Genomic DNA, 22,195 nt, shown 5'->3' on the forward strand with positions numbered 1-22,195 from the left:
GCCGAACAGGCGACGGCCGAACCAACGAATCTGAACACCCATCAACCCCTGCTGACCAGCTGATCAGCACATCCCGCATGACGGGGGAACCTCAGTCCGGATCGTAGAACTCGGGGCCGTACGCCTTGCCCAGGTAGTCGCGGTCGCCGGGCCGGGACGCGCGGACCTTCAGGCGTTTCTCGGCGATGCGGCGGCCGTGCGGGCCGTACAGCTCGAACGTGTACGTGCCGTCCGCCAGGACGGGCTTCAGCTCCGGCCGCGCCGAGAAGGCCCGCGGGTTGTAGAAGTCCATGGTCGCGTCGTGGACGAGCCGCACGGGCCCGGACAGGGCCGCGGACCGCACGGTGAAGTCGGTGCCCCGCTCACCGGGGTACAGGTCGTCGAAACCCATCCACACCGGCTCCCCGGGGCGGGTCACGTCCCACGAGGCCGGCAGGGTGAAGGAGGGCCGCTCGGATCGTACGACCTGGATCCTGTCGTGGGCCACGGTGCGGCCATGGACTGCGACCGTCAGCGGATACCAGCCGGGCTTGTCCGTCATCTTGAGGGTCGCCAGGGCCCAGTAGTGGTCGCCCTCCCATCGCAGCCGTAACGGGCCGCTCAACGCGGGGGACTGGGCGGTCACCGCGTCGCCGCCCTGCGCGCGGCTGACGCCGTAGAGCATCATGTGGACCAGTTGCCCGGGGCGGGCATCGGTCTCGCCGTTGAGGATCAGATCGGGCTTGCCGCGCGTGGTCGCCGGACTGCCGGCGGTGGTGGACGCGGTCCTGTGCGCGGAGGCGCCCGTGCTCGGCGCCGCTCCGGCCGTGCTCGCCGCGGTGGCGCACCCACACAACATGAGACCGGCCGCTGTGACGGCCACGGCCCTGGACCAGTTCATCGTTCCCCCAGTAGGTCGGTCACCCTTAAAGAAGGCGAAACTGCGCTGCTGGTTACCTTCGGCGGCAAGAGAGACGCGAAATACACCTTTCGCGCTCGTCACACGATCTACGCAGCGGACGTATCCGGTGGTGAGCTTGCGTTAGTCGGAGTGTCCGGTTCTCGCCGGTCCGCGGTAAATGCCTGGACTGAGACCCTCCCTCAACGGGACACTTCCGACTTCCGAACTACCGGGAGTGTGATGGGGACCACAGATATGCGAGGGCCCACGCCGGGCAGGAGCGCGGTCGTTCTGGCGCTGCGCCGCTACGGACGGGAACTGCTGCGACTACGGCGGCTGGCCCTGCCCGCGCTGCTGCTGCCGGCCCTGGGCAACATCGGCACCCGCTACGTCGCCCCGCTACTGATCGCCAAACTGGCAGGACAGGCCGCCGACGACGGCGGCCTCACCCTCAACTCGGCGCTGCCGTACGTGCTGGGCTTCGGCGTGACGCTGCTGCTCGCCGAGGCCGTGTGGCGGGTCGGGCAGCACTGCCTGAACCGCGTGGACGCCCTCGGTATGGAACACCTGTACGTGAGCGGCATGGACGAACTCCTCGCCAAGGACGCGGCGTTCTTCCACGACAACTTCGCCGGCTCCCTGACCAAACGGGTGCTGAGCTTCGGCAAGCGCTTCGAGGACTTCGTCGACACGGTGACGTACCGGATCGTGGGCAGTCTCGTCCCCCTGGTGTTCGGCGCCGTGGTGCTGTGGAGCTATGCACCGATGCTCGTCGTCGGCCTTCTGGTGATGATCGCGCTGACCGTGGTGGCCGCGACACCTCTGATCCGTCGCCGGCAGAGGCTCGTCAACGACCGTGAGGCGGCGATCGCCCGGGTCTCCGGCCACGTCGCCGACAGCCTCATGAACATGGAGACCATCCGGGCGTTCGCGGCCGAGCGGCGGGAGGCCGACGAACACCGCTGCCGTGTCGCGGACTCCCGGCGTCTGACGCTGAGGTCCTGGGACTACGGCAATCTGCGCGTCGACACGCTGATCGCCCCCATGTCCGTGCTGACCAACGTGCTGGGCCTGTTGGTCGCCATCGCCTTCGGCGGCCCGGGCCAGGGAGTGGAGGAGGTCGTCGTCGCTTTCACCTACTACTCCAACGCGACCCAGATCATGTTCGAGTTCAACCAGATCTACCGGCGTCTGGAAAGCTCGATGACCGAGGCCGCGCAGTTCACCGAGCTGCTGTTGGATCCGCCCACCGTGCTCGACCCGACGGAACCCGAACCGCTCGCATCGCGGGACACCGGCATTCGCTTCGAGGCGGTGACCTTCGCCCATGCGGGCGCGAAGCCGATTTTCCGGGGACTCGCCCTGGACGTGCCCGCAGGCGCACGTATCGGTCTGGTCGGCAGGTCCGGCGGCGGCAAGACCACACTCACCCGGCTCCTGCTGCGGATGTCGGACATCGACGAGGGACGCATCCTGATCGGCGGCCAGGACATCAGCCGGCTGCGCCAGACCGACCTGCGCTCACTGATCGCCTACGTCCCGCAGGAGCCCGCCATGTTCCACCGCAGCCTGCGGGACAACATCGCCTTCGCCCGGCCCGGCGCCACCGACGAGGAGATCCACGCCGCGGCCGCGGCCGCGCACGTCACGGAGTTCGCCGACCAACTCCCCGACGGCTTCGGCACTCTGGTGGGGGAGCGGGGAGTGAAACTGTCGGGCGGCCAGCGCCAGCGCGTCGCCCTCGCCAGGGCCATCCTGCGCGACGCCCCGGTCCTGCTGCTCGACGAGGCGACCAGCGCGCTGGACTCGGAGAGCGAACTCCTCGTCCAGGACGCCCTGTGGCGGTTGATGGACGGACGCACGGCCCTCGTGGTCGCCCACCGTCTGAGCACCGTTGCCGGCATGGACCGTCTCGTCGTCCTCGACCGCGGAAGCGTCGTTGAGCAGGGCAGCCACGAGGAGCTGCTCGTGGCGAACGGCGCCTACGCCAAGCTGTGGCAGCACCAGTCGGGCGGCTTCCTCGGCGAGAGCACCGAGTCGGCCCTCGGATGCCCGGTCCCGGGAGCCGGTCCCGCCGGACTGCCCGGACCGGTCGACCCGGCACCGGACGGGGACCGCAGGACGTCGTCGCACGCTCGTACGAGCACCGGGTCCACGTGACCGAGTCGGTCACGGAGATCCGTGCCCGCTGACGGTGTCGTGCTGATACGTCCGTCGCATGCGGCAAACCGCGAAACGTCGGGACGAGGGTGAACGACCGCTGCCACCGCTCGACCCGGGGCAGTCCGCCACGCCCTGCTCCGGGAGCCACGCGGACCGACCGGCCTCGCCCTCGTCAGCCGCAGTGAAGTCATCGACCCCGCGGGCGCCACCGCGGACCGGTTCCGGGAGCGGTACAAGGAGCCGGCCGGGTGGTGCCCGCGGCAGTTCGCAGGACTCCGCCAACAGGACGGGGTCGAAAAACGAGTGGACTCTGATGCAGGTCCGCGATCTGAGCCGCTGTCAGGTCGACTTGCCGAGCGCGCCTTCACCTACAGCCTCGCCGCCGGAGCAGCCGCCGCCTCCACGGTTCGCCCGACCCCAGACCGGGGCCGCAGGTACCGCAGTTCGTCCACTTTCCGCGGAAGACGGTGACTGTGGCGGTCTCAACGTCGCGCGTGGCGGATCGTCAAGCGCCCGAAACCCATCGTCCCGAGGATCCGGATCGTCGGCCCGCCGGGGCCGGAGCTCGGCCGTGGCTTGTACCGGGTGTCCTTCCACCCCGTGTGCAGATCCTCGTACTCTACGATCGCGTCGCGCGGCACCGTGATCTTCGCCCCGCCGGTGCCGAGTTGCAGCTCGATGTCGACCACCGGATGCTCGATGACCGCCCGGGACAGGTCCAGGCGCACCCTTCCGTACGCGGACTCGACCTTGAGAATCCGAGGTACCCGCCATGCGCCGCTGCGCTTGATCCGTCCGCCGGCAGCGGCGATCGTCGACGTGGTGCCGGCGTTCTCCCCAGGGACTTCCGGGAGCGAGTCCAGCGCCGCTACGAGTTCGCTGTTCGTCCTGGCGGTGAGCGCCTGATGGAGGCGTTCGTCCAGCTGCTCGTGCGAGATGTGCCCTTCGGCGTACGCCCCTTGCAGGCGCTGCACGGCCCTGTCGCGGTCGTCTTCGCTGAACAGTGACGGCGGGTTTTCCGGCAAGGAAGTCACATTGTCACTCTACCTGCGAGCGGGCGGCCTGCCTCCGATCGAACGACGCGGCCGGCCGGGTTCCGAGAGCACCAAGACCAACTACCTGCGGGTCTACATGGCCCAGCCGTGGCGCGCGGGTAGCTCCGGATCAGACTGACGGCGGCCGCGAGTTCGGCCACCTGCTCGGGCAGTCGTCGCGGCGGCCGGTGGCGCGCGACGCGACCGGGTCCCAGGACCAACGCCTGATCGGCAAACGGACTCTTCTGCTGTTATTATGCAACTGCATATTAGTTGCAATAGAGTCGGAGGGCGTTGGACATGGCGTTTTACACGCTCCCGGAGCTTCCCTGCGACTACGCGGCGCTCGAACCGGTCATCAACCCGCAGATCATCGAGCTGCACCACGACAAGCACCACACGGCGTACGCCAAGAGGCTCCGGCTGGGGCGTCCTCGCCTACGAGCCGCTGAGCGGTCGGCTGATCGTGGAGCAGGTCTACGACCACCAGGGCAACGTCGGCCAGGGCTCCACCCCGATCCTGGCCTTCGACGCCTGGGAGCACGCCTTCTACCTCCAGTACAAGAACCAGAAGGTCGACTTCATCGACGCCATGTGGGCCGTCGTCAACTGGCAGGACCTCGCCCGGCGTTACGCCGCCGCCAAGGAACGCGGCGACAGTCTGCTGCTCGCACCCTGACGCCGTAGCCGCGACCGCGCATCGGCTGCATTCCGCACATGTCCTGCTTGTGATCGTCTTCTCAACCTTCACCTGCAGGCGGCACAACGAAGGGCTCCCGCAAGGACGTGACCTGCGGGAGCCCTTCGTTTTCCGCGGTGTAACGGGGCGTCAGGCAGTGGGCACAGCCGACAGCACGTGGTCGCCGACGCTGTCGGTGCTCAGGCACAGCGAGCAGACGACGGCGTCGTGCGTGACGCAGGCGGCCACGTCGGGTCGCTCGAAATCCTGTCGGCACACGTGGCACTGGTATGTCACGGCGCTGGGGTTGCCGTCCTCGTCCAGGAGCGGCTCGTCGATGCCGTCGTCGGTGCGGCGCAGGTAGTACCTGCCCTTGGTGACGACCGCCATGAGCGGGGTGAGGACGAACGCGATGAGGGCCGCGGCGACGGGGGAGTATGGCTGGAGGGTGTCGCCGAGGGCGTGGAAGTACAGGGCGATCGACAGTCCGGAGGCCGCGACGAAGGCCACCACCCCCACCGGGTTGACGGCGTACAGCATGCCGCGGCGGAACTCCGGCTGGAGCGGGGACAGCTTCAGCAGGTACTTGTTGACGCCGATGTCGGTGGCGACGGTGACCACCCAGGCGATCGCGCAGTTCGAGTAGAAGCCGAGGATGTCGTTGAGGAAGCTGAACATGTCGGCTTCCATCAGGGCGAGCGCGAATCCGAGGTTGACCAGGACGAAGACCATGCGGCCGGGGTAGTGCTTGGTGACCCGGGTGAAGGAGTTGGTCCATGCCAGCGAACCGGAGTACGCGTTCGTGACATTGATCTTGATCTGGCTGATCACGACGAGGGCGACGGCCAGCGGGACGACCAGCCAGGACGGCATCATCGCGTCGAAGGCGCCGCGGAACTGCTGGATCGGCTCGGGCGCGGCGTCCGCGCCGACCTTGGCGAGGATGTAGACGGCGAGAAAGACACCGATGGCCTGCTTGAGCGCGCCGAGGACGACCCACCCGGGTCCGGCCATGATGACGGCGGTCCACCAAGTGCGCTTGTTGGCCTCGGTTTTGGGCGGCATGAAGCGCAGGTAGTCGATCTGCTCGCCGATCTGGGCGATCAGAGAGAGGCAGACGCCTGCGCCGAGCAGCACGGACGCGGTGCTGACGCCGCCTTCGCCGTCGGTGCCGGCGTAGGAGAGAAAGCGGTCCACGGTGCCCGGGTCCGTGGCGATCAGATAGACCAGCGGGGCGACCATCAGCACCAGCCAGACCGGTGTCGTCCACACCTGGAGTTTGCTGAGCGCCTTCATGCCGTAGATCACCAATGGGATCACCATCAGCGTGGAGACCGCGTAGCCGAGCCAGAGCGGCAGTCCGAGGCCGAGCTTGAGGCCCTGGGCCATGATCGAGCCTTCGAGGGCGAAGAAGATGAACGTGAAGCTGGCGAAGATGACGCTGGTGAGGACCGAGCCGTAGTAGCCGAAGCCGGAGCCGCGGGTGATCAGGTCGAGGTCGATGTTGTAGCGGGCGCCGTAGTAGGCGAGCGGGAAGCCGGTGACGAAGATGACGACGGCGGCGACGGCGATCGCCACGAGCGCGTTGCCGGTGCCGTGGGCCAGACCGATGCCGGCGCCGATGGAGAAGTCGGCCATGTACGCGATGCCGCCGAGGGCGGTGGTCGCCACGACCATGGGGGTCCAGCGGCGGTAACTGCGGGGCGCGAAGCGGAGGGTGTAGTCCTCCAGGGTCTCCCTGACGGCCTGGTCGGTACCGGGCGCTGCCTTCTGCGCCGGTTCCTGCTCGGTGACTTCTGCCAGTCGTGGCTCGGTGCTCATACCGCGCCTCCTTGCTGCGGGTCGGGGACTGCTGTGGGGGTGCCTCACATCGGAGATGGGCGAGGGCGCCGGGCCCGTGTGACAACGTTGGCTGAGCGGGAGTGGGGGAGCAGAGAGCGGAGGCGGGACAGCCCGGGTGGTCCGTGGGGCGGGCGATCCGGTCGCTTCAGAACTCCTCAGGTGATGTCACGGAGACCGGCGCGAGGTGCGGGAGTCGCTGTGGATCCGGCCGGCGGGCGGGGGCGTACAGACCTTCATGTCCATGACGGGGGACGCTAGGAGGCGGTCGTTACCCCTACATGCTTCCGGGATGAAGGTAGCGTTTCGGAAGGCTCTCGGGAGGCGGCTGCGGGACCCTGCAGGCCAGGTGAGGAAGCAATACACGAGCCACGTCCAAGGCGCCTGTAGGCGACGGGGGCGATGTCCGGTGCGAGCACATTCCGCGAAGTGGTGGTGACCTGATGCTGGGAGTCCTGCCTGTTTCGGTGAACATAGGCCGCCCTATGGACCGTCTGCTGCATCTCGACCGCACGATCGAGGAGTTGGACTCACCCCGGTGGGCGCCTCCTGCCGCTGACGCGACCCACTCGGTGCGCACAGTGCATGCGTTGCGGCGCGTTCCCCCGGGCATCATGAGGATTTCTGAGGTCCTTGTTCCCGCCACCGTCGGAGGCACTTTCCAGGTGCCCTGGTACTCGAATGCATCCTTGCCAGAAGCACCCGAGCGGCGCGGCTCGGTAGCATGCAACGCATGGCCATCAAACTTGAGAACGTCGGCATCGCCGTTCGCGACCTCGAAGCAACGATCTCCTTTTTCACCGACCTCGGCCTCACCGTCGTCGGCCGTGACACGGTCAGTGGTGAGTGGACCGACACCGCCGTCGGCCTTGATGGCAATCACGCCAAAATCGCGATGCTCCAGACGCCAGACGGTCACGGTCGCCTTGAGCTCTTCGAGTACATCCACCCCGAAGCGATCGAGTCGGGGCCCACTCTTCCCAACGAGATCGGCATGCATCGCGTCGCCTTCTCGGTTGACGACATCGACAAAGCCCTTGAGGCAGCCGCAAAGCACGGATGCCGTCCGCTTCGCGGTGTGGCGACCTATGAGGACGTCTACAAACTCACGTACGTCCGCGGCCCCAGCGGAATCCTTGTGATGCTCGCCCAGGAGCTGAAGAAGAACTGACGGCTGATCGGGTCGATTAGCCTCGCGCTTTCACGCGGTGGGCTGTCCCAATGGTGGTCAAGAACGCAGAAATTGCCTCTGGTTGGCTCTGGTTGCCTCTGACCAGCGAGAATGAGGATTGCTGGGACTGTCTGGCACTGGCGCAAACTCAGGTGGCCTCAGCGCACGATCTGGATAGAGTCGGGCAATGCCCGAGCTGAAGCGGCTGCATGCCGGCCACGCCCCGGCGGTCCTGGCCTTCGAGCTGGCGAACCGCACCTACTTCGCTGCCTCGATCTCCGACCGCGGCGACGGCTTCTTCGACCAGTTCACCGACCGGTACAACGCCTCGCTGGCCGAGCAGGAGGCCGGCGTCTGCGCCTTCTACGTGCTCGTCGCCGAGGACGGCTCGGTACTCGGCAGGTTCAACCTGTACGACTCGGAGGACGGCACTGCCAGACTCGGCTACCGGGTCGCGGAGCGGGTCGCCGGCCGCGGCGTGGCGACCGCGACCGTCCGGGAGCTGTGCCGGATGGCGACGGCGATGCACGGCCTGCGCACACTGCGGGCGGCCACCTCCCACGACAACGCCGCGTCCCAGAGAGTCTTGGCCAAGGCTGGGTTCGTCCCGGTTGGCCCTGCCACCCCGGCCGATCTCGGCGGCAAGTCAGGCACTTGGTACCAGCGCGACCTCCAGCCACCTGGCGACGCCGCCAGCAGCCCCGAGCCCAAGCCGGCCGTCGCCGACGACAAGCCGCGGATCAGATACGAACATCACGATCGGCTGCCCCACCCGGCGGAGAACGACCAGCCCGTTCACGGATGACGGCACCGGGCCGGGGCGATAAGGCCGGCGAGCGCACCGCTGGCCCACTGGGCGAGGTTGGCGGTGCGGCCCGCGTACCAACAGGGGTAACGCCGTCGTCGTATCTGCCGAGCAGTAGGCCGCGCCGACGGGTGGCAGGCGTCGACCAGCCGCTTGAAGACGATGCGATGCCTTCGATGCTGGTTCGGCGGCAGGCTTGCACGGCAGACGCTCTGCCATCGCGTCAGCCTTCGACTTCCAGGAGTCATCAGGTGGCGAGGCGGCGTACGGCCTCAAGGAGAGCGTCGATGTCGTGCTCGGTGTTGGAGAAAGAGGTGACGAAGCGGCAGACACCCGGCTCCCAACGGTCGTGGTAGAAGGCGAATCCTTCGGCCAGGAGCTGGTCGATGACCGGCTGGGGCAGGCGGCAGAAAAGGAGGTTGGCCTCGACGGCATGCAGCAGATCGGCGCCGGGGATGGCCTTGAGCCCGTTGCCCAGGCGTTCGGCCATCGTGTTGGCGTGGGCGGCGTTGCGCAGCCACAGGCCGTCGGTGAGGTAGGCGTCGAGCTGGGCGGACTGGAAGCGCATCTTGGAGGTGAGCTGGCCGGCGCGCTTGGCCCTGAAGGACAGTTCCGGGGTGAGGGCGCGGTCGAAGACGACGATGGCATCGGCGGTCATGGTGCCGTTCTTGGTCGCCCCGAAGGACAGGACGTCGATGCCTGCCTGCCAAGTCAGCTCGGCCGGGGTGCAGCCCAGGGCGGCGACGGCGTTGGCGAAGCGGGCTCCGTCCATGTGGACGTACAGGCCCGCGTCCTTGGCGATGCGGCCCAGATCCCGGATTTCGGCGAGGGTGTAGAGGGCGCCGGTCTCGGTGGCCTGGGTGATGCTGAGCACGGAAGGCTGCACGCTGTGCACGTCGCCGATCCTCCGCGTCGCGGCCGTGCGCAGCTCGGCGGGGTCGATTCGGGCGTCGTCGCCGGACAGCGGAACAAGCTTGGCGCCGTTGGTGAAGAACTCCGGCGCGCCGCACTCGTCGGTGTTGACGTGGCTGTCGCGGTGGCACAGCACACTGCCCCACGGCGGGGTGAGGGCGGCCAAGCTGAGGGCATTGGCTGCGGACCCGGTGGAGACGGGCAGGAAGTCGACGTCGCGTTCGAAGACCTCGGCGAAACGGGCGCCGGCGCTGGCGGTGAACCGGTCGGCGCCGTAGGGCAGATCCTGGCCGGCGGCTGCCGCGGTGACGGCCTGGACGATCTCCGGGCAGGTGCCGGCGGTGTTGTCGCTGGTGAATGTCCGCTGGGGCGTGATGGGGGCGGGGACGCTCATGTGCAGGGGTGTCTTTCAGGTGATGATGGGGGAGGCGATGACGACGGTGACGTCGGCCGCCTCGGGGCCGGTGCGGTAGACGTGCGGGGCATCTCCCGCGAAGGCGAGCAGGTCGCCGGGGTGCAGGTCGGTGGGAGCGTCGGCGGGCCCGGCGGTGAGGTGACCGGCGGAGACGAGCAGGTGCTCGATGGTGCCGGTCGCGTGCGGCACGCCGTCCAGGTGTGTGCCGGGGGGCATGCGCAGCCGCCAGATCTCCAGGCTGTTGCCGCTGCTGATACGGCGCAGCAGCTCGCGTCCCACTTCGCCGTCGGCCAGGTCGGTGCCGGGCAGGAACACCGGCCCCGGGTCGGTGTCGCGGGTCAGAAGGTCGGTCAAGGGGATGCGCAGGGCGATCGCGAGCGCGTCGAGGGTTTCGATGGTCGGGTTTCCCCGCCCGGCCTCCAGCTTCGACAGCGTCGCCTTGCCCAGGCCCGCCCTGCGGGCCAGCTCGGCACTGCTCATGCCGCGCTGCTCGCGGCGCTGGCGGATCTGCGCACCGACCGCGATTGCGGTGCTGCTGGCGGGCCGGCGCTCCCCAGGCGGCGGCATCACCGCTCCCGGTGGGTGGCGCTGTAGGAGACGCGGATGCGGCCTTTTTTGACCTTCAGTGTCGGCAGTACGACGTCGGCGAGGTCACCGAGGCTGCGCACATGGGTTCCCCCGCACGGAGCCGAGTGCAGGTGGGCCAGGTGCACGATGCGACGCCCCTCGGCGTCGCTCTCCCAGGTCACGGGCAGGTCCTCGGCAATAGCCTTGGCGACCTCCGTCCGCAGGGCCTCGGTGGCCTCCTCCCTGCCCTCCGGGGTGTCCAAGCGGGCGTCGGGCGTCGGCGCGGTGAACTCGATCCGGGCTTGGCCGGGGAAGTGGTTGTTGGCAGCCAGCACCCAGCCCTGTGCCCGTCCGGCCGCCTCGATCAGGTGGCCGGCGGTATGCAGGGCGGCATGCGCGAGGCGCGTCGGAAGATCGATGCGAACCTCGACCGGCTGCCCGGCCGAGAAGACCGGCAGCACCGTCTCACCGCAGGCCACGGCCACGACGAGCCCGGAGTCGTGATCCCGCACGGGGACGATCCCGTGACCGTCCACCCAACCGCGGTCGGCCGGCTGACCGCCACCCTGGGGGTGGAACAGACAGTGCTCGACCGCCACCCACGGTGTGCCGTCGTGCTCGCCTATGGCAGCGACCTGGGTCTGGGCCTGCCCCTCGTACGTGTCCGCATAGTAGGCGGGAACCTGCATGACACCCTCGCTAAGTTCGATGAACGCTACGTTCACTATAACGAACGATGGGAGTTGGGTGTAGCTCCAGCTCCGGGAAGTCCGTGGGTCGGGCCGTGAGTCGGTCATCGTGCTGGTCGGGGGTGGGGTGGAGACGTTCATGCTCCCGGGCGAGGTGGAAGGTCGACTACTCGGCGAAGTCGCCGTCGTCGTTCGGGGCGCGGAGTCCGAGGACGGCTTCGGCGTCAGCCAGACCCCATCGGGCGCCGGTGACGTCGAGGTGGTCGCCGATCAGGCGGCGGCAGGCGCCCTCGATCGCGCCGGGGGCGATCGGCCGGCCCGCGCCAGAGCGGTGTCGTAGCCAAGCTGGTCGAGGTGGCCGGGGAGATAGCCGACGCAGGCGTCGACGGCCCACGTTCCCTTCGGAGGAGCCGCACCCATCGGTAAATGAGTAGCCTGTTGTCACGGGTGTCGCGACACTGCCTCGGTGATTCATACGGCACTGCCTCAACTGCTTCGACCTCGTGCCCTGGCACCCGGAGATCTCGTAGTCATCGCGTCGCTGTCCGGGCCGCTCCATGCCGCTTACGAGCCCGACCTCGAACAGGCCGTGGTCGTACTCGTGCGGATGGGATTCCGTGTGTGTCGGGCGCCGCTGCTCGAAGCGGGGCGGCACCGTTGGTGGAGCGCGGCTCGGCCGGCGGAGATCGCCGAGGAGCTCAACACTCTCCTGCGTGATCCCGAGGTGCGCGCGATCATCGCGCACGACGGCGGGCAGACGGCGCTCGGCTACCTGGACCTGATCGACGTCGAGGCGATCACTGCCGACCCCAAGCCGATCCTCGGCTACAGCGACATCTCGCTGCTGCATCTGGTGCTCTACGCGCGCACGGGCCTGGTCGGGTTCCACACCGACTTGGCCACGCCCGGTCTCGGCGGGGCGTGGCAGACCGCGCCCGCGGCGCGCAGAGCGGAGCTCGAGAGGCTCTACTCGACGCTGCTGACCGGCACGGAGGCGATCGGTGCGCTGCCGGCCACCCCGTCGTGGGAGTGCTGGCGTCCCGGTCGGGCCGAAGGCCGCCTCATCGGCGGGGTGATCAATCGCATCGTGCTTGCGCAGGCGACGCCGTACGCGCTGCCGCTGGAGTGGTTCGACGGTGCGGTGCTGTTCTGGGAGGAGGCGGGGGGTCTGGCCGCGTATGTGTGGAGCTATCTGCAGGTGCTGCGGCACTGCGGAATCCTCGATCGGATCGCAGGCATGGTCGTGGGCGTCCCGGACGGGATCGACGGACTCGGGGCAGGCGCGCCCGACGCGTCCCCGAGCCTGCGCGAGATAGTCCTCGACGTCCTCGGCGACCGTGACATCCCCGTCCTGGGCAACGTCGAGTTCGGACACGCCGGCCCGAATCTGCCGATGCCGGTCGGCATCCGGGTGGGCCTCGACGCGCAGCAGCGGACATTGTCGCTGCTCGAACCGGCGGTACGGCCGCACACGATGACGGGACCGGTCGAGCACGGCTTCGCCCGCCGCAGGCCGCCGTCCCCGACTTGATAGGCAAGTGAACACTTGCCTATCCTGTGTTGTGGCCGACGACCTCTTCAAAGCACTGGCCGACCCCACCCGCCGCACCATCCTCGACGAGCTCGCGGAGAAGTCCGGACAGACACTGTTCGAGATCTGCTCCCGACTGAGCATGAAGCACCAGCTCGGCATCTCTCGCCAGGCGGTCTCCCAGCACCTCGCCGTGCTGGAGGCTGCCGGCCTCGTCGAGACCAGACGGGAGGGCCGCTACAAGGTCCACGACCTGAACACGGCCCCGCTGCGGCAGATAGCCGAGCGATGGCCCGTGCCCGACCCCTCCGGACCAGAGAAGAGCGCTCCATGAAGATCCATCTGACCAGCGTCTTCGTCGACGACCAGGCCAAGGCCGAGCACTTCTACACCGAGATCCTCGGCTTCGTGAAGAAGCACGACGTCCCATTGGGCGAGGAGGCCCGGTGGCTGACCGTCGTCTCGCCCGACCAGCCCGGCGGCACCGAACTCCTCCTGGAGCCCGCCGGCCACCCGGCCGTCAAGCCGTACCGCGACGCGCTCGTCAAGGACGGCATCCCGCTCGCCCAGTTCGCCGTCGACGACGTAGAGGCGGAGTACGAGCGTCTGCGCGGCCTCGGCGTTCGCTTCACCCAGGAGCCCCTGGCGATGGGCCCTGTCACCACCGCCGTCTTCGACGACACCTGCGGCAACCTGATCCAGATCGCGACCCAGCCGCGGTAAGCGGTCAGCCTCGCGCGAGCGCCCGGTCGCCGCAGCGACCGAACCCTCGCCCTGGAGTTCGCGCCCGGTCCGCAACCGCCACAACACCCCGTTGGTCACCTGTCGACGCGCCCGCCACGGCCGAGGGCGGGGGTGGGGAAAATGCTTCGCGAGGCGGGTGGACCCAGTGGCAGGGTGCGGCGCATGGCACCCCGGTACCAGATCCGCGCAGACTACGATGCTGACACGATCGTGGTCTACCAGGCATACGCGCCTGTCATTGCCGATGCAGCACTGCGAGCGGGCCGCTTCGTTGCGCCGTTCTCATTCCACAGGATGACATGGATCAAGCCCTCATTCCTGTGGCTCATGCACCGCAGCAACTGGGCCCGCAAACCCGGTCAAGAGCGCGTGCTCGCAGTGCGGATAACCCGGCAGGGCTGGGAGGAAGCTCTGTCCCAGGCTGTGCTCACGACCGCGGATCCGGCAGTTGTTGCACAGGCAGCCGTGCATGTCCAGTGGGACCCGGAACGCTCGTTGCGCGGAGCGGCACTGAACCACTACAGCATCCAGGTCGGCATCGGCCGCAATCTGATCCGCACCTTCACCGACGACTGGATCGTCAGCCTCACCGACCTCACCCCCCAGGTCCGCAAGGCCGCGGCACTGACACAAACCGGGCACGCTGCCAAAGCCCAGCGGCTATTCCCCGCAGAGCGGGTGTATCCACTGCCACGGACACTGGAACACATCCTTTCCCCGGGTAGATGGGGGAGATCTGGCTGCGGTCAGCATCCGCGCGGCCCTGGTTGATGTACCTGTGCGGGAGGTTCAAAATGCCGGTGAAACCGAGGGCCTTGATCTCTTCTGCGGGGCCCCAGGCCAAAGGGCTGTTCGGACGCCGGTTCGTCTGCGTGGAGAGCGGCCTGATGTCAGGTGCTCGGGCTGCCCGCGACCCACTCGCTCCACGGCATGTTCCAATCGCTGAGACCGTTGTCCGGGGCCAGCATGGTCTTGTCCTGGGAGTTCTTGACGATCACGACGTCGCCGATCATCGAGTGGTCGAAGAACCACGTGGCGGGTTGCCTGCCGTCGCCGCCACCCCTGACATCCTTCAGGCCAATGCAGCCGTGGCTGGTGTTGACCTTGCCGAAGACCGAGTCGGCGCCCCAGTAGTTGCCGTGGATGAACGTGCCCGAGTCGGTCAGGCGCATGGCGTGCGGTACGGCCTTGATGTCGTACGAGGGCTTGCCGTCCTTCTCCGTGAGGCCGACGCTCGCACCGTTCATATGGATGTGCCTGAACTTCTCGGAGATCACCATCTGGCCGTTGTACGTCGGGTGCTCGGAGCTGCCCGCCGAGATCGGGAAGGTCTTGATCGTCTTGCCGTTCCGGGCGACGGTCATCTGCTTCGTCTTCGCGTCGACGGTGCTGATCTGGCTCCGGCCGATCTTGAACGTGACCGTCTTCTGGATGCCGTGGCGGTTGAGCGTGACGGTGACGATGGAGCCGGGCTTCCAGTAATTCCTGGGGCGGAAGTCCAGGCGGTGGTCGTTGAGCCAGTGGCCGACGACCCACTGGCCGCTGCTGGAGCTGACCTGGATCTCCGACTGCACGGTGGCCTTGTCGCTGATCGCCTTGTCGAAATCGACTGTCACCGGCATGGCCACGCCGACGGTCGAGCCGTCCTCGGGGGAGAGGTGCCCGATGAAGTCGTTGGCCGGGGAGACCGTGGTGATCGTGGCGCCAGCGGTGGCGGAGCGGCCCTTGGCGTCCTCGGCCTCTGCGGCGATCTGGTACTTCGTGGCACGGTCCAGCTGGCCGTTCGGCTTCCAGGAGGTACCGTCCGCGGACAGGGTGCCCGGGATCTCGGCGCCCGTCGCGACGGCGGTCATGGTCACCTTGGTGAGCTTGCCGTTGCTGACGGTGACACTGACCGGGCCGTTGATCCCGACGGCGTAGGCGCCTTGCCCGGGCGTTATCTCTATTCGGGCGTCGGAGGCTTCCTGGGCGTCCGCCTGCTTTACCCCCGCCTGCGATTTCGGCTGGTTCCCGGCATCGTTGCCGCTGGCGGCCGCGTTGCCGGTACCGCCGAAGGCTGTGACTGCGAGTACCCCGCCGAGTACGCCGGCCGTAGCCACCAGTCCGGTGCGTCGTTTACACAGCGCGATCAACCGCTTCTCCAACCACTGGTCTTCTGCATCCCTGTGCTGATCGCCGCAGGAGTGCAACCAGCTTTCCCATCACTTATAGACATGCCTCTGTCCATAAATGGGTAAATTGTGGTGAACCCCACGCATTGTCGGGCGCGTCGTCGAGATACATCGCGTTCGATCCGGAACTGCTACTGCTCCGCCGGCTCCTCGAACCGTCCGGCAGCGGCCGCGCTCACCGTGACCGGCCGGGTCTCGCGCACGACACCGTGCAGACGACGAGCGGGCTGACGCGGCGCCGAGGCCACGCTTGTCCTGAGGACACGTCACACGGCGGCGCGTGGCTGGGATCCGGACACTCCCCACCGAAAAGGCTGCCGGCCTCGGGCCTCGGCGGCGAGCGCACGGTCATGGGTTGCGCCGAAGTGGGGCAGCAGCGGGTTGCCCACGGCTCCTCGGCCGTCGACAGGGCCGCCTGGGCGGGCCTGCGGAGGAGCTCGCCTGAGGTGGGTGCGGTGGTCGCGCGGCTGGGCCCGCCATTTCAGTGGGGCGGGGCGGTTTGGGTGGGCATGCGCCCGGGTCGGCCGGGTCAGGTCAGAGGCCGCCGGTGTTGAGCAGCCGGTTGGGAGTGTCGGAGCGGACGTCGTGTACGACGCCGCGGGTGGCCGTGTGGTCGAGCCAGACGTGGACCTCTTTGGCCGTGGCGTGGGGGTGTGCCGACAGGTACAGCGCGATCACGCCGGTCGCGTGCGGGGCGGCCCAGGACGTGGCGCCGTCGTTCTGCGTGGTCGTGCCGCCGCCGGCGAGGGCGGCGGTCACCTTCTGGCCGGGGGCGTACAGGTCCACGCACCGTCCGTACCCCGATCCGTAGGAGCCGCCGTCGCTCCACGCGCGGTCGTTGGAGGTGGAGGCCGCCACGACGATCGTGCCGGGGACGCCGGCCGGGGAGTGCTTGCAGGCGTCGTCATGGAAGTTGCCGGCCGACACCACCGTCGGGATCCCCGCGTCGACCATCTTCTTCACGGCGGACTCCAGGGCCGCCGACCGGTGGTCGAGGTTGAGCGACATGTTCACCACCGCCGGCTTCTGAGCGTGCGCGGTGACCCAGTTGACCGACTTCACCAGGGCCGCCTCGGCCGCCGCCGGGGAGCCGCCGCCCTCGCTCTCGCACAGGATGCCCTGGACCCGTACGAGCTCCGCCTTGGGCGCCACCCCGTACTTCGCCCCGCCGATGATGCCCGCGACGAACGTGCCGTGGCCGGTCCCCTCCTCGTTGAAGCAGTCACCGGAGTCCTTCGGGCCCACGAAGTCGGCGCCGAGATGGGCGCGTCCGCCGAACTCCTTGTGGGCGATGTCCATCCCGGTGTCGATCACGTAGACGTGCACGCCCTTGCCCGTGGCGGTGGTGGTGAGCTTCCCGTTCAGCGGCCGCGACCGCTGGTCCAGAATGTCCAGGTTCCACGGCACGTGCCGGGTGATGGGCGACGCCGCGGCCTGCGCGATACCGGACAACGTCCCCACGGTGCCGGGAGATGTCGTTGCCGAGCCGGACCCAGCCCCCTCGCCGGCGGACGCGGCGGACTCCCCCTTCCCGTATGCGGGGAGGGTTCCGTGGCTCTCCGCGGGCGCTGCGCCGGCTTTCCCGCCGCAGGCCGAGGCCCCGAGCAGTGATGCGATGGCCACCGCCATGAGACCGGCCTTCGTCACGTTCCGCGTCACAACGTCCCCCACATGCCCGTTTTCGTACACAGTCAGCGCACAAGACGACTACAGGGGGCGGACGGTTGCAGCGAGGTGCGGGTGGGGCGGTTCACGCGCTCACCGGAGACGATCCCGGTGGCGCGTGGCAGGAGCGCCGTGCAGCGCCGCCGATCGGTTCCGTTGCCGCGCGGCGCCACCGCCCAAGCCGGCCGACCTCGGTGAACACTGCGGCAGGGCGGCCTCGTCGAGCACGGCGGCTTCGCGGTGCACTTCTTCGACCACGCCCTGGTCGATGCCCTCGCAGACGGCTGGATGCTGGAGGAAGTTCACGCCTTCGAGGAGGGCGACCTGCCGCGCCGGCTGTGGCGCGTCACCCAGGCTCTGCCCCGGTAGCGTCCAGTCGGCCGGCTGCCGGACGTCGGCGGTCCGGCAGCCGCCGCCGTGTCAGCCCTGGCAGCCGCACCCGGAGGCGCTCTTGGCCTCGGTGACGGTCAGGGCGGGGTCGGCGGACGTCTCGGCCGGGGTGCAGCAGGCGTTCACACCGCAGCAGGCATCGGCCGACTCCGTCGCTTCGGACGGGGTGGCTGCGGCCACCGGCTTGACGGCACGGACGATGGCGGAGTGCATGCCGTCGGCGACGGCGTGTGTCGGGGTGATCGAGATGTCGGTGAACCCCGCGGCCTGAAGGCCCTCCCGATACTCGGCGAAGGACAGCGCGCCCGCGACGCAGCCGACATGGTCGCCCCGCTCGCCCCGCTGGGCGGGCGTGAGGGTGTCGTCGGCGACGACGTCCAAGACGCCGATCCGGCCGCCGGGCTTGAGCACGCGGAAGGTCTCGGCGAACACGGCCGGCTTGTCGGTGGACAGGTTGATCACGCAGTTGGAGATCACGACGTCGATGGTGCTCGCGGGCAGCGGGATCGCCTCGATCGTGCCCCTGAGGAACTCGACGTTCGTCGCGCCTGCTTCGGCGGCGTTGGCGAGGGCCAGTGCGAGCATCTCGTCGGTCATGTCCAGGCCGTGCGCCTTCCCCGACGGGCCGACGCGGCGGGCGGAGAGCAGGACGTCGATGCCGCCGCCGGAGCCGAGGTCCAGGACACGCTCGCCTTCGCGGAGTTCGGCGACGGCGGTGGGGTTGCCGCAGCCGAGGGAGGCGGCGACGGCCTCCGCCGGCAGGGCGTCGCGGTCGTCGGCGGCGTAGAGGGTGGAGCCGAAGTTCTCGTCGACCTCGACGGGCTGCGGTCCGCACCAGGCGGTGCCGCCCTCGGTGACCTTCACGGCTGCCGCGGCGTAGCGCTCGCGGACGATTTCACGCAGGTCGGTGGACTGCTCGCTCATGACTCACTCCTGGGCGACGGGGCATGGGGATGCCCCGGAACAGCTTGTATTGACGTTCTTTGATGCAACATTGCGCCTTGAATCGAAAAACGTCAACATAGAGCCATGTCGAAACAAGAGCTTGAGGTGGTCGGCCAGGACGCCGACGGCTGCTGCGACGGTCTCGCGTCCGCGCCGCTGGACGAGGAGCGCGCGGCGCAGCTGGCGAAGGTGTTCAAGGCCCTCGGTGACCCCGTCCGGCTGCGGCTGCTGTCGATGATCGCCTCGCGTGAGGGCGGCGAGGTCTGCGTGTGCGAGATGACGCCCGCCTTCGACCTTTCCCAGCCGACGATCTCCCACCACCTCAAGCTGCTGCGCCAGGCCGGCCTCATCGACTGCGAACGGCGGGGCACCTGGGTGTACTACTGGGCGCTCCCCGGCGCCCTGGACCAGCTGGCCGCGTTCCTGACCACGCCGCAGACCGCAGGAGCCACCGCGTGAGCGCCCCACTCGGCCGCCGCATGGCCTCCGAAGCCCTGGGGACCGGGTCGCTGGTCGCCGTCGGCTCCGGCATCCAGGCCACCGAACTCACGCAGGACGTGGGCGTGCAACTGCTCGCAAACTCCCTCGCCACCGTCTCCGGCCTGGGCGTGCTGATCGCGTTGTTCGGACCGGTCTCCGGGGCGCACTTCAACCCCGCCGTGACCCTCGCGGCCTGGTTCACCGGCCGTCGTGACCGGGACGGCCTGACCCTGCGGGACGTCGCCGCGTACGTGCCCGCCCAGATCGCCGGGGCGATCGGCGGGGCGATCCTGGCCGACGCGATGTTCGCGAGGCCGCTGGTGAAGCTCTCCACCCACGACCGGTCCGCCGGCCATCTGTGGCTGGGCGAAGTCGTCGCCACGGCCGGGCTGATCCTGCTGATCTTCGGTCTGGGCAGGATCGGCCGCGCCGCGCTCGCCCCCGCGGCGGTGGCTTCCTACGTCGGCGCCGCCTACTGGTTCACCTCCTCCACCTCGTTCGCGAACCCGGCAGTGACCATCGGCCGCGCCTTCACCGACACCTTCGCCGGCATCGCCCCAGCCTCCGTCCTCCCCTTCATCGCGGCCCAACTGCTCGGAGCCGCGCTCGGACTGAGCGCCGTCACGGTGGTCTACGGCCGCCCCGCTCCCGCCGGGGACGAGATCGTCGTCCCGCACGGCGAACCCGAACTCGCCTCCCCCTGACCCGCCCCTGTCGAGAAAGACTCCTGCCATGAGCGCTCCCACCCCGCGCGCGTCGGTGCTGTTCGTCTGCGTCCACAACGCCGGCCGCTCCCAGATGGGCGCCGCCTTCCTCACTCACCTCGCCGGCGGGCAGGTCGACGTCCGTTCGGCCGGCTCCGCGCCCGCGAACACCGTCAACCCGGCCGTGGTCGAAGCCATGAGAGAGGTCGGCGTCGACATCTCCGCCCAGCAGCCGAAGATCCTCACCACCGAGGCCGTGCAGTCCTCGGACGTGGTGATCACCATGGGCTGTGGGGACACCTGCCCGGTCTTCCCCGGCAAGCGGTACCTGGACTGGCAGTTGGACGACCCGGCGGGCCAGGGCGTGGACGCCGTGCGGCCCATCCGGGATCAGATCGAGCAGCGCGTACGCGGTCTGCTCGCCGAACTCGGCATCCCGGCAGCGGCATGACCGCGGGGCGGGGCGGCGCGCTCATGCCGCCGCGGCGAGTCGCCGGCCGCCACCGCTTCGAACTCGACGTCGAGGACCTCCAGATCCTCCGCCGTCACCTCATCGTCGACCTGACTGCCTGACCTCGCAGACTCACGGCAGACCAGCTGCCCCATGTGACTGCGCGCTCTGCTGGCGGCATGCGCAACGTGAAGCGCTCAGGCACCCTGCCGTGATCGTCTGGGTGCAGGGGCTTACCAGGGCAAGGGCCCCTGCGCGTCGAAATAGCCTCCAGTGGGACCGTCGGGGCCCGCCTGCGCCATGCGGACGATGATCTCGGCGCCCTCTTCGACGGTCTGGATGCCGGTGTTCCCGTTGAGGTCCGTCTTGGTGTAACCGGGCTCCACCGCATTGATCCGCATGTGCGGGAACGCCTTCGCGTACTGCACGGTGATCATGTTGAGTGCCGTCTTCGACGCCGGGTACGCGACGCCCGGGTAGGCGTGGGTCGGGGTGCCGGGGGTGGTGACCCGGGCGAGGGAGGCAAGACCGCTGCTGAGGTTGACCACGACCGGGGAAGCGGACCGCTGCAGCAGCGGCAGGAACGCGTGGGTGACCCTCACCGTGCCGAAGACGTTGGTCTCGAACACCTGCCGCATCATGTCGGCGGTGACGTCCGCGGCGCCGATCACCCCGTTGTCCTCGTTTCTCCCTTCGATGCCGGCGTTGTTGACCAGCACGTCCAGTCCGCCGTCCGCCTCGATGGTCCTGGCCGCGGCCGCGACGGAGGCGTCGTCGGTGACATCGAGCTGTACGGTCCGCGCGCCCAGCCGCTCGGCGGCCCGGCGACCGCGCTCGGCGTCCCGGCTACCGATGTAGACGGTGTGGCCTGCGGCGATGAGGCGGCGGGCGGTCTCGAAGCCGAGACCCTTGTTCGCTCCGGTGATCAGTGTTCTCGTCATGTCTCCACCGTGCTTCGGGATCATTCGATCAGCCAGGCGTCTGTCCTTCCTGGGACTGGCAGTGCCAGGAAGGACAGACGACGGCGGTGCACACTGGCAGGCATGGCGACGACGGAATTCGGGCAGGCGGTGCGGCGGTGGCGCGATCGAATGCCACCCGAGGCGGCCGGGCTGCCTGTCGGCGTGCCTCGGCGCACGACCGGGCTGCGCCGCGAGGAGTTGGCCATGCTCGCCGGGATTTCCGTCGACTACGTCACCCGGCTCGAACAGGGCCGCGCCACCCACCCCTCGCCGCAGATCGTCGAGGCACTGGCCAGGGCACTGCGGCTGTCGGGGGACGAGCGCGTCCACCTGTTCCGACTGGCCGGACTCGCACCGCCGGGCCCGCAGACCGTGCCGGCGCACATCACCCCGAGTGTCCAGCGGCTGCTCGACAGACTGGCGGGGACACCCGTGGCGGTCTATGACGCGTCCTGGACCCTCCTCATGGCCAACGCGCCGTACGCGGCCCTGATGGGGGATCCGTCCGGTTGGCATGACAACGAGCGCAACGCTGTGTGGCGACACTTCCTCGGCCCGGGCACCCGGGCCCGCCACACGCCTCAATCCCTGCGCGACTTCGAGGCAGCGCTGGTCGCCGACCTGCGCACGGCGGCCGGTCGTTACCCGGCCGACCGGCGGCTGCAGCGACTGGTTGCGGAACTGCGCGCGACCAGCGACCGATTCGCCGCGCTGTGGGATGCCGGCACCGTCGGCCACCACGAGGCCGCACGCAAGACCATCGACCACCCACATGCAGGCCCCTTGCAACTGGACTGCGACATACTCACCGTGGCGGGCAGCGACCTTCGGATCATGATCTACACGGCCGAACTCGGCACCGAGGACGCTGAACGCCTCGCCCTGCTGACGGTGCTCGGCACCCAGACCCTCGCCGACCCCGCCAACTGACACGCCCACAACCAGAGATCAAGATTGATCCCTGGAGGACTAGCGCGGAAACAGGGGGGACTGACAGG

The 22,195-nt window shown here is 68.9% G+C and carries 23 protein-coding genes and 2 pseudogenes; 14 read left to right on the forward strand and 11 right to left on the reverse strand.

Annotated features, from left to right (window positions below; all coding sequences use genetic code 11):
* Window positions 1-91: 91 nt before the first annotated feature.
* Window positions 92-880: a hypothetical protein gene (locus tag ACIBAF_RS37040; RefSeq protein ID WP_399469026.1), complete on the reverse strand. Its 789-nt coding sequence runs from the start codon at window positions 878-880 to the stop codon at window positions 92-94.
* Window positions 881-1,120: 240 nt separating this feature from the next.
* Here ACIBAF_RS37040 and ACIBAF_RS37045 point away from each other — a divergent pair, with 240 nt between their 5' ends.
* Window positions 1,121-3,040, forward strand: a complete 1,920-nt coding sequence (locus tag ACIBAF_RS37045) for an ABC transporter ATP-binding protein (RefSeq protein ID WP_399469028.1) — start codon at window positions 1,121-1,123, stop codon at window positions 3,038-3,040.
* A 485-nt stretch (window positions 3,041-3,525) separates the two neighbouring features.
* On the opposite strand, the gene ACIBAF_RS37050 is transcribed toward ACIBAF_RS37045, so the two are convergent.
* Complete coding sequence (locus ACIBAF_RS37050; protein ID WP_399469030.1) at window positions 3,526-4,077, reverse strand: DUF1707 domain-containing protein; 552 nt, start codon at window positions 4,075-4,077, stop codon at window positions 3,526-3,528.
* A 300-nt stretch (window positions 4,078-4,377) separates the two neighbouring features.
* On the opposite strand from ACIBAF_RS37050, the pseudogene ACIBAF_RS37055 reads away from it, so the two are divergent.
* A pseudogene (locus tag ACIBAF_RS37055) lies at window positions 4,378-4,756 on the forward strand (superoxide dismutase).
* Window positions 4,757-4,906: 150 nt separating this feature from the next.
* On the opposite strand, the gene ACIBAF_RS37060 reads toward ACIBAF_RS37055, so the two are convergent.
* The gene (locus tag ACIBAF_RS37060; RefSeq protein ID WP_399469032.1) at window positions 4,907-6,577 is read right to left on the reverse strand and encodes a purine-cytosine permease family protein; all 1,671 of its coding nucleotides are present in this window, start codon (window positions 6,575-6,577) and stop codon (window positions 4,907-4,909) included.
* 751 nt (window positions 6,578-7,328) lie between these two features.
* Here ACIBAF_RS37060 and ACIBAF_RS37065 point away from each other — a divergent pair.
* Together ACIBAF_RS37065 and ACIBAF_RS37070 are read left to right on the forward strand one after the other, a co-directional pair.
* Window positions 7,329-7,766, forward strand: coding sequence for a VOC family protein (locus tag ACIBAF_RS37065; protein ID WP_399469034.1), 438 nt, complete (start codon window positions 7,329-7,331; stop codon window positions 7,764-7,766).
* Between the two features lie 187 nt (window positions 7,767-7,953).
* On the forward strand, window positions 7,954-8,571 hold the full coding sequence (locus ACIBAF_RS37070; protein ID WP_399469036.1) for a GNAT family N-acetyltransferase: 618 nt from the start codon (window positions 7,954-7,956) through the stop codon (window positions 8,569-8,571).
* 247 nt (window positions 8,572-8,818) lie between these two features.
* Here the strand turns inward: ACIBAF_RS37070 and ACIBAF_RS37075 are convergent, their stop codons facing one another.
* The 4 genes and pseudogenes from ACIBAF_RS37075 to ACIBAF_RS37090 all read right to left on the reverse strand — a co-directional run.
* Window positions 8,819-9,877 carry a threonine aldolase family protein gene (locus ACIBAF_RS37075; protein ID WP_399469038.1) on the reverse strand — a complete coding sequence of 353 codons (1,059 nt, stop codon included), beginning with the start codon at window positions 9,875-9,877 and terminating at the stop codon, window positions 8,819-8,821.
* Window positions 9,878-9,892: 15 nt separating this feature from the next.
* Complete coding sequence (locus ACIBAF_RS37080; protein WP_399469040.1) at window positions 9,893-10,465, reverse strand: helix-turn-helix domain-containing protein; 573 nt, start codon at window positions 10,463-10,465, stop codon at window positions 9,893-9,895.
* On the reverse strand, window positions 10,465-11,154 hold the full coding sequence (locus ACIBAF_RS37085; protein ID WP_399469042.1) for a metal-dependent hydrolase: 690 nt from the start codon (window positions 11,152-11,154) through the stop codon (window positions 10,465-10,467). The genes ACIBAF_RS37080 and ACIBAF_RS37085 overlap by 1 nt, the downstream gene beginning before the upstream one ends.
* Window positions 11,155-11,245: 91 nt before the next feature.
* Window positions 11,246-11,544, reverse strand: a pseudogene (locus ACIBAF_RS37090) (ISKra4 family transposase); the annotation flags it as partial.
* A 76-nt stretch (window positions 11,545-11,620) separates the two neighbouring features.
* On the opposite strand from ACIBAF_RS37090, the gene ACIBAF_RS37095 reads away from it, so the two are divergent.
* From ACIBAF_RS37095 to ACIBAF_RS37110, 4 genes are all read left to right on the forward strand, one after another.
* Window positions 11,621-12,685, forward strand: coding sequence for an LD-carboxypeptidase (locus ACIBAF_RS37095; RefSeq protein ID WP_399469044.1), 1,065 nt, complete (start codon window positions 11,621-11,623; stop codon window positions 12,683-12,685).
* Between the two features lie 31 nt (window positions 12,686-12,716).
* Complete coding sequence (locus ACIBAF_RS37100) at window positions 12,717-13,019, forward strand: ArsR/SmtB family transcription factor (protein WP_399469046.1); 303 nt, start codon at window positions 12,717-12,719, stop codon at window positions 13,017-13,019.
* On the forward strand, window positions 13,016-13,408 hold the full coding sequence (locus tag ACIBAF_RS37105; protein WP_399469048.1) for a VOC family protein: 393 nt from the start codon (window positions 13,016-13,018) through the stop codon (window positions 13,406-13,408). Before ACIBAF_RS37100 ends, ACIBAF_RS37105 begins: the two co-directional genes overlap by 4 nt.
* A 183-nt stretch (window positions 13,409-13,591) precedes the next feature.
* Complete coding sequence (locus ACIBAF_RS37110) at window positions 13,592-14,200, forward strand: DUF4291 domain-containing protein (RefSeq protein ID WP_399469050.1); 609 nt, start codon at window positions 13,592-13,594, stop codon at window positions 14,198-14,200.
* Window positions 14,201-14,319: 119 nt separating this feature from the next.
* Here the strand turns inward: ACIBAF_RS37110 and ACIBAF_RS37115 are convergent, their stop codons facing one another.
* Window positions 14,320-15,573, reverse strand: a complete 1,254-nt coding sequence (locus ACIBAF_RS37115) for an Ig-like domain-containing protein (RefSeq protein ID WP_399469052.1) — start codon at window positions 15,571-15,573, stop codon at window positions 14,320-14,322.
* Between the two features lie 561 nt (window positions 15,574-16,134).
* Window positions 16,135-17,061 (reverse strand): S8 family peptidase, encoded by a 927-nt coding sequence (locus ACIBAF_RS37120; protein WP_399469054.1) that lies wholly within the window; start codon window positions 17,059-17,061, stop codon window positions 16,135-16,137.
* Window positions 17,062-17,505: 444 nt separating this feature from the next.
* Between ACIBAF_RS37120 and ACIBAF_RS37125 the strand changes: the two genes are divergently transcribed.
* Window positions 17,506-17,634, forward strand: a complete 129-nt coding sequence (locus ACIBAF_RS37125) for a hypothetical protein (protein WP_399469056.1) — start codon at window positions 17,506-17,508, stop codon at window positions 17,632-17,634.
* Window positions 17,635-17,685: 51 nt separating this feature from the next.
* On the opposite strand, the gene arsM is transcribed toward ACIBAF_RS37125, so the two are convergent.
* Complete coding sequence (gene arsM, locus ACIBAF_RS37130) at window positions 17,686-18,579, reverse strand: arsenite methyltransferase (RefSeq protein WP_399469058.1); 894 nt, start codon at window positions 18,577-18,579, stop codon at window positions 17,686-17,688.
* A gap of 105 nt (window positions 18,580-18,684) precedes the next feature.
* On the opposite strand from arsM, the gene ACIBAF_RS37135 reads away from it, so the two are divergent.
* From ACIBAF_RS37135 to ACIBAF_RS37150, 4 genes are read left to right on the forward strand one after another with little or no spacing between them, the layout of a single operon-like run.
* Window positions 18,685-19,059, forward strand: a complete 375-nt coding sequence (locus ACIBAF_RS37135; RefSeq protein ID WP_399469060.1) for an ArsR/SmtB family transcription factor — start codon at window positions 18,685-18,687, stop codon at window positions 19,057-19,059.
* Window positions 19,056-19,784 carry an aquaporin gene (locus ACIBAF_RS37140; RefSeq protein WP_399469062.1) on the forward strand — a complete coding sequence of 243 codons (729 nt, stop codon included), beginning with the start codon at window positions 19,056-19,058 and terminating at the stop codon, window positions 19,782-19,784. Before ACIBAF_RS37135 ends, ACIBAF_RS37140 begins: the two co-directional genes overlap by 4 nt.
* A gap of 28 nt (window positions 19,785-19,812) precedes the next feature.
* The gene (locus ACIBAF_RS37145; protein ID WP_399469064.1) at window positions 19,813-20,235 is read left to right on the forward strand and encodes an arsenate reductase ArsC; all 423 of its coding nucleotides are present in this window, start codon (window positions 19,813-19,815) and stop codon (window positions 20,233-20,235) included.
* A complete protein-coding gene (locus ACIBAF_RS37150) occupies window positions 20,232-20,357 on the forward strand; it encodes a hypothetical protein (protein ID WP_399469066.1) in 126 nt (41 codons plus the stop codon). The genes ACIBAF_RS37145 and ACIBAF_RS37150 overlap by 4 nt, the downstream gene beginning before the upstream one ends.
* A 111-nt stretch (window positions 20,358-20,468) precedes the next feature.
* Here ACIBAF_RS37150 and ACIBAF_RS37155 read toward each other — a convergent pair whose 3' ends face one another.
* On the reverse strand, window positions 20,469-21,176 hold the full coding sequence (locus tag ACIBAF_RS37155; protein WP_399469068.1) for an SDR family NAD(P)-dependent oxidoreductase: 708 nt from the start codon (window positions 21,174-21,176) through the stop codon (window positions 20,469-20,471).
* A gap of 102 nt (window positions 21,177-21,278) precedes the next feature.
* Between ACIBAF_RS37155 and ACIBAF_RS37160 the strand changes: the two genes are divergently transcribed.
* Complete coding sequence (locus ACIBAF_RS37160) at window positions 21,279-22,127, forward strand: helix-turn-helix transcriptional regulator (RefSeq protein ID WP_399469070.1); 849 nt, start codon at window positions 21,279-21,281, stop codon at window positions 22,125-22,127.
* The last annotated feature ends 68 nt before the right edge of the window (window positions 22,128-22,195 follow it).

The sequence above is a fragment of the Streptomyces sp. NPDC051677 genome (assembly GCF_044453465.1).
Taxonomy (GTDB): Bacteria; Actinomycetota; Actinomycetes; order Streptomycetales; family Streptomycetaceae; genus Streptomyces.

Bases quoted from the DNA above. Each gene is read 5' to 3' on its own strand.
- ACIBAF_RS37040 (WP_399469026.1), bottom strand. From the start codon at position 880: ATGAACTGGTCCAGGGCCGTGGCCGTCACAGCGGCCGGTCTCATGTTG.
- ACIBAF_RS37045 (WP_399469028.1), top strand. From the start codon at position 1,121: ATGGGGACCACAGATATGCGAGGGCCCACGCCGGGCAGGAGCGCGGTC.
- ACIBAF_RS37060 (WP_399469032.1), bottom strand. From the start codon at position 6,577: ATGAGCACCGAGCCACGACTGGCAGAAGTCACCGAGCAGGAACCGGCG.
- ACIBAF_RS37065 (WP_399469034.1), top strand. From the start codon at position 7,329: ATGGCCATCAAACTTGAGAACGTCGGCATCGCCGTTCGCGACCTCGAA.
- ACIBAF_RS37070 (WP_399469036.1), top strand. From the start codon at position 7,954: ATGCCCGAGCTGAAGCGGCTGCATGCCGGCCACGCCCCGGCGGTCCTG.
- ACIBAF_RS37075 (WP_399469038.1), bottom strand. From the start codon at position 9,877: ATGAGCGTCCCCGCCCCCATCACGCCCCAGCGGACATTCACCAGCGAC.
- ACIBAF_RS37080 (WP_399469040.1), bottom strand. From the start codon at position 10,465: ATGCCGCCGCCTGGGGAGCGCCGGCCCGCCAGCAGCACCGCAATCGCG.
- ACIBAF_RS37085 (WP_399469042.1), bottom strand. From the start codon at position 11,154: ATGCAGGTTCCCGCCTACTATGCGGACACGTACGAGGGGCAGGCCCAG.
- ACIBAF_RS37105 (WP_399469048.1), top strand. From the start codon at position 13,016: ATGAAGATCCATCTGACCAGCGTCTTCGTCGACGACCAGGCCAAGGCC.
- ACIBAF_RS37110 (WP_399469050.1), top strand. From the start codon at position 13,592: ATGGCACCCCGGTACCAGATCCGCGCAGACTACGATGCTGACACGATC.
- arsM (WP_399469058.1), bottom strand. From the start codon at position 18,579: ATGAGCGAGCAGTCCACCGACCTGCGTGAAATCGTCCGCGAGCGCTAC.
- ACIBAF_RS37135 (WP_399469060.1), top strand. From the start codon at position 18,685: ATGTCGAAACAAGAGCTTGAGGTGGTCGGCCAGGACGCCGACGGCTGC.
- ACIBAF_RS37145 (WP_399469064.1), top strand. From the start codon at position 19,813: ATGAGCGCTCCCACCCCGCGCGCGTCGGTGCTGTTCGTCTGCGTCCAC.
- ACIBAF_RS37150 (WP_399469066.1), top strand. From the start codon at position 20,232: ATGACCGCGGGGCGGGGCGGCGCGCTCATGCCGCCGCGGCGAGTCGCC.
- ACIBAF_RS37155 (WP_399469068.1), bottom strand. From the start codon at position 21,176: ATGACGAGAACACTGATCACCGGAGCGAACAAGGGTCTCGGCTTCGAG.
- ACIBAF_RS37160 (WP_399469070.1), top strand. From the start codon at position 21,279: ATGGCGACGACGGAATTCGGGCAGGCGGTGCGGCGGTGGCGCGATCGA.